The 5,022-nt window shown below is 60.2% G+C and carries 6 protein-coding genes; all 6 read right to left on the bottom strand.

Annotated elements, in window-relative coordinates; genetic code table 11:
* Positions 1 to 378 precede the first annotated feature (378 nt).
* On the bottom strand, positions 379 to 1,272 hold the full coding sequence (locus tag WAO69_RS06600) for a DMT family transporter (protein ID WP_422177277.1): 894 nt from the start codon (positions 1,270 to 1,272) through the stop codon (positions 379 to 381).
* Positions 1,269 to 2,063 carry an ABC transporter permease gene (locus tag WAO69_RS06605; protein ID WP_422177279.1) on the bottom strand — a complete coding sequence of 265 codons (795 nt, stop codon included), beginning with the start codon at positions 2,061 to 2,063 and terminating at the stop codon, positions 1,269 to 1,271. Before WAO69_RS06605 ends, WAO69_RS06600 begins: the two co-directional genes overlap by 4 nt.
* The gene (locus WAO69_RS06610; protein WP_422177281.1) at positions 2,056 to 2,994 is read right to left on the bottom strand and encodes an ABC transporter permease; all 939 of its coding nucleotides are present in this window, start codon (positions 2,992 to 2,994) and stop codon (positions 2,056 to 2,058) included. Before WAO69_RS06610 ends, WAO69_RS06605 begins: the two co-directional genes overlap by 8 nt.
* On the bottom strand, positions 2,991 to 3,707 hold the full coding sequence (locus tag WAO69_RS06615) for an ABC transporter ATP-binding protein (RefSeq protein ID WP_422177283.1): 717 nt from the start codon (positions 3,705 to 3,707) through the stop codon (positions 2,991 to 2,993). The genes WAO69_RS06610 and WAO69_RS06615 overlap by 4 nt, the downstream gene beginning before the upstream one ends.
* A 2-nt stretch (positions 3,708 to 3,709) precedes the next feature.
* Positions 3,710 to 4,393 (bottom strand): ATP-binding cassette domain-containing protein, encoded by a 684-nt coding sequence (locus WAO69_RS06620; RefSeq protein WP_422177285.1) that lies wholly within the window; start codon positions 4,391 to 4,393, stop codon positions 3,710 to 3,712.
* Positions 4,390 to 5,022 (bottom strand): ABC transporter substrate-binding protein (locus WAO69_RS06625; protein ID WP_422177287.1); only part of this gene is annotated, 633 nt, incomplete at its 5' end. The genes WAO69_RS06620 and WAO69_RS06625, both read right to left, overlap by 4 nt.

The raw sequence follows: 5,022 nt of genomic DNA on the forward strand, positions 1-5,022 counted from the left end.
GATTCACTCTGCGCAATGCGCCTACGCAAACGCCGCTAAAAGCCACAACAGACCTTCAGCCCTTGGCACAAATCTGCGATAGCTGACCTTCGCCGCGCGGGCCGCGAATTGGCAAGATGCGGACGAACCGGCCTTTTGCATGCGCAGCTATTGCTTACGCAGCATTTGTTCGCATGTGCGGAAGCCTGAACGCTGCTCCGCGGTACGTGTCACCAAAGCCGCCGTTCTTACGAGTAAATCTAGTCATGATCGCGCAGTATATACTCAAGCGCGATCTCTAAGGACCAATTTTGCGATGGTGACATAGGGCCATTTTGCATTGGCGAACTGTACAACCGCTCGCCAACAGGTCTTAGATGTCGATGCGCTCAGCGATGCTCAACGCATCTCTGCGCTTCTGTTGCGTTCTCCTGCCGCAATGACCGCACCCGCCAGAATGAGTGGCGCAGCGAGGAGGAAGCTTGCAGACAGGTTGAGGCGAAAAATGAACAAATCAGCGAGGATAGGCCAAAAAAGGGCAACGTATTCGAATGGCGCAAGCCGCGAGGCTTCGGCGTAGCGAAACGAAAGCGTCAGCGCGATGTGACCGAAGCCACCAAACAGACCGGCCCCGATCAGCATAGCGGTTGTTGGTACATCTGGAACGACCCAACCCCAGGGCAAGGTGCATAGTGCGCCGACCATGGAGGCAATGACAAAATACATCGCAATCGCCCCAGGGCTTTCGGTTTTGTTCAAGCTGCGCACCATGATGAGCGCCAAAGCAGAGAGCACTGCGGATACCAGCGCAAGCCCGATCCCCCAAACCCGTGTGCTGTCTGAAGAGCCGTTTCCGAGTTCGGGCCAGACCAAAACGATCACGCCGAAGAACCCAACTGTCACGCCTGCAGTACGCCAGACAGTGAGACGCTCTGACAAAAGGACTACTGCGCCGACAGCCATCAGCATGGGCGAAAGCTGCGCGATCAGAAGCGCTTCGGCAAGGGTGAGATAGGTCAGTGCAGCAAAGGAGGTGAACAGGGCAATCGCCCCGAAACTGGACCTCAGCAGGTGTTGGAAAGGTTTCTGGGTCGCCAGACCGTGGGGAAACTCCCCCCGAACCCAAAGGAACAAGGTCAGTGGAATAACCGCAAAGAAGGAGCGGAAGAAGACCACTTCGCCCAATGGCACATCTGGCCCTGCCGCTTTGACGCAGATGAACATGCCCGCCGACAAGAGCCCCGCCAGGATGCGTAGGCTGATTCCGAGGGATGGGCGGTCATGCGTGCTCATTCATGGCTGCCTTCTTTAGCCAAAGCGTCGCGCAGGGCGTCGCCCACGAGGTTGATGGTCAGCACGCATATCACCACAGCCAAACCCGGCCATATCATCTGTAACGGGGTCGAGCGCATATGCACCCGCGCGTCTAGCAACATCGCCCCCCATTCGGGGTTTGGCGGCTGGACGCCAAAGCCTAGAAACCCAAGTGCCGAGATGCCAAGGATCGCGCGGGCGAACATGCCGGTCCATACAACGGTAAGCGATGGGATCAGTGACGGCAGGTAATGCCAGCGGGCAATGGACCAAGCCGGCATGCCTGCCAACCGGGCTTGCACGACATATCCCCGGCTTTGAACGGAGAGTCCGATACCGCGCGCCACACGGGCATAACGCATCCAGCCCGTGACGCTGAGGGCAAAGATCAGGCTCCATGTGCCCGCGCCCATAAGGCCTGCGATGACGACCGCCGCCACCAGTTCAGGGAAGGCCAAAAAGGTATCAGTTGCGCGCATCAGCGACCAATCTGCGACTTTGCCGCCCAGTGCCGCTAGTAGGCCAATAGATGTCCCGATCAAAAGGCTCAGCAGCGAGATCAGGAAGGCCAGCCCCAAAGACCACCGCGCCCCATAAAGCAATCGCGACAGGATATCGCGGCCAAGCGCGTCTGTGCCCAATGGGAAGGTCGCGCTTGGGGCTGAGAGGCGGTTTGGAATGTCAATCGCAGTCGGATCATAAGGTGCCAGCAGCGGGCCAAGCACGGCGAGCGTCACCAGAATGCTGACAAGGATCGACACGCTACGCATTCTCGGCCCCGATCCGAGGGTCGATGACGCGGTAAATGATGTCGATCAACAGATTGACCCCCACAAAGACAAGTGCTGTCACAACGACGACGGCCTGCACATGCGGGAAGTCTCGCGCCACGATGGCTTGCACCAAAAAGGTGCCTAGGCCCGGGCGGCCAAAAATGACCTCCACCAGCACTGCGCCTTCGAGCAGGAATGCGAGTTCCAACCCAAAGAGGGTGACGACAGGGATGGCGGCATGCGGGGCGATGTGGTCTCTCGCAAGCGCCCGTTCTGTGACCCCGCGCCGTCGGATCGCGGGCAGGAACGGCTGGCCGCGCGCCTCCAGAATGCCGGAGCGAATGATCCGGGTCAGCGAGGCTGCGACACCCAGGCCGAGCGTGACTGCGGGCAGGATCGCATGGGCCGGTGTCCGCGCGCCCATGGCGGGAAGCCATCCGAGCTGGACGGCAAAGAGCAGGATCAACAAGAGCCCAAGCCAATAGGCTGGGATCGCGGCACCAAGGGATGCGACCGCAACAGCCGCGCGGTCCAGCAGCCCGCCAGGGCGTTGCGTGGCGAGGATGGCCAGCGGCAGTGAGATCGCTAGGCCAATTCCGAGCCCCGCCAAGGCCAGTGGGAAAGTGTAGGTTATGGCCGTCCAAAGGTCGGGCCAAACCGCGCGGCCCGTCACCGATGAATAGCCGAAATCAAGCGTGAGAAGCGGGCCCAGCCAGGCCCAGAAGGCCTGCCAGAAGCCTGCGTTCAACCCGACCTCTTCGCGGACCTGGTCGATCACGTCTTCGGTCAAAAGGGCATCAAAACGGGCCATGGCAATGGCCTGCGCGGGATCACCGGGCGCATGCCAAAGCAGTGCAAAGGTCAGGATCGCCGTGCCCGACAGCACGACGACCGCGCGCAATAACAACCTGCCAATGGCCTTGATCATGCCACGGCCTCAAGCGCGCCCAGCGAGATCGCAGCGTCCCGCAAGGCGCGGCAATAGGGCGACACCGGGTTCAGCGCGAAGGTTTCGGCGTCTGCGGTCTCTTCCACCCGTCCGTCTTTAAGCACCATGATCTGGTCTGCATGCGCGACGGCATACCCAATGTCGTGGGTAACGATCAGCGCGGCGAATCCTTCCTCGGTCTGCAAATCACTGATCAACCGAGCGGTGTGTTTTTGCGTGACCGCGTCGAGGGCGGAGAGCGGTTCGTCAAAGAGCACCAGTGGCGGAGCTGCAATGAGAGCACGAAGGATACCTGCCCTTTGTGCTTGTCCGATGGACACTTGGCCTGGGCGGCGATCCAACAGATCAAGCGGCAATTCCAGCCCGGCACAAAGCCGTTCTAACCGGCCCTCTGCCAGCGCAATCCCTTGCGCGACAATAGGCTCCATCACGGAGCGGCGCAGGCTGAGCACTGGATTGAACGCCGCGCGCGGCTCTTGCATGACCAATGCGGGGCGGGCTTCATGTACAGGTTTGCCGTTCCATGTGATTTCGCCTGATGCGGATTTCAGAAGGCCCAGGATCGCGGCAATCAAGGTGGATTTACCAGCCCCGCTTTCGCCAACCACTGCGAGGGTTTTGCTGGCTGGCAGCGACAGATGAATGTCGTCCAACGTGACGTGTGATCCGCGTTTCACCATGAGGGTGTTCACCTTCAACACGGCAATGCCATCCAATTGCGATGCGCAGAAAGTGATTTTGCGGCACTTGTTTGGGGTCGTTCCAATATGTCCTCTGTTGGTCCTTGTTCGACCAAATGTCCGGCCTCCATCACTATCAGCCTTTCGACGCGCCGCGCCGCAAGGCCAAGATCGTGGGTGATCAGGATCACCGCCGTGTCTTTGTCATCCAGAAAATCGCTCAGAAGGTCCATCGTCGCAGCGGCCACAATTGGATCAAGCGCGGATGTGGGTTCATCTAGCACGATCAGATCAGGGCTGCCGATCAGCGCCATGGCAATGACAAACCGCTGCTGCATCCCGCGGCTCCAGCCCCAGGGGCGTTTGCGTAGATCGCCACCTTCGATCTTTAGTGCATGGAATAGCGCCGCCTGATCCGCATTGCCCGGTTGCAGGCCCAAGGCGACTTCCGCCTCGCGCCAATGAAACGCCATGGACCGCAGCGGATCGAGCGCCTCCTCCGGGCTTTGCGGCACATGGGCGACGCTGCGGCCCTGCGCACGCAGATCGTCGATCACGGCGTGCCCAAGCGTCGATTTCCCAGACCCAGACGCACCAACGAGGCCGATGCGGCCTCGTGGTTTGATGTCCAGCGACGTGGGATGCAGGATGGTCCGACCCGAGCGCACAGCACTCAGGTCGGTTGCGTTCAGTGTCATTCCGTCAGCTTTGTCTCGTGTGTGATCCAATAGGTCTCTGTTGGATGCACCTGATAACCGGTCAATCCGGGCACGCCAACATTCGTCTGGCTTACGTGGAAAACGGGGATCATGGCAGCCTCAGCCGAGATGATCTGCTGCACCTCGTCATAGATCGCTTTGCGCTCAGCGTGATCAAAGGTCAGGCGGCCTTGGTCCAGCAATTCATCCAAGCGCGGATTTGCATAGCCCCCGGCGTTTGACCCGCCGTCAGATTTCAGCAAGGTTTCCAAGACGCCGCCGGGGTCACCTTGCGGAGTGGTCACCCAAGCTTGCAGGAACAGATCAGCCTCGCCCGCCGCAATCGCGTCGTTGCTGGCACCCCACTCGCCGACCGTGATGTTGGCCTTGACGCCAATGGCCGCGAGAAAGGCTTGGGTTAATTCTGCGGTCGGCGGCAATGCTGCACGGGAAGAATAGGTGACGATGTCAATCTCAAGCGGTGCCCCGTCCAGCATCCATGTCCCGCCGTCCTTCACGGCACCCGCTTGGGCAAGCAAGTCTTCGGCTTTGGCAGGATCATAGGGTGCAGCGATGTCAGCCGCCCAGCCTTTGCCGGTCGGATAGACAGTGCCAGCAGGGACACCACC

The organism is Aestuariivita sp. (assembly GCF_049276915.1).
In the GTDB taxonomy this organism is placed as follows: domain Bacteria; phylum Pseudomonadota; class Alphaproteobacteria; order Rhodobacterales; family Rhodobacteraceae; genus Aestuariivita.

Coding starts and splice junctions, on each gene's coding strand:
- WAO69_RS06600 (WP_422177277.1), bottom strand. CDS start 1,272: ATGAGCACGCATGACCGCCCATCCCTCGGAATCAGCCTACGCATCCTG.
- WAO69_RS06610 (WP_422177281.1), bottom strand. CDS start 2,994: ATGATCAAGGCCATTGGCAGGTTGTTATTGCGCGCGGTCGTCGTGCTG.
- WAO69_RS06620 (WP_422177285.1), bottom strand. CDS start 4,393: ATGACACTGAACGCAACCGACCTGAGTGCTGTGCGCTCGGGTCGGACC.
- WAO69_RS06605 (WP_422177279.1), bottom strand. CDS start 2,063: ATGCGTAGCGTGTCGATCCTTGTCAGCATTCTGGTGACGCTCGCCGTG.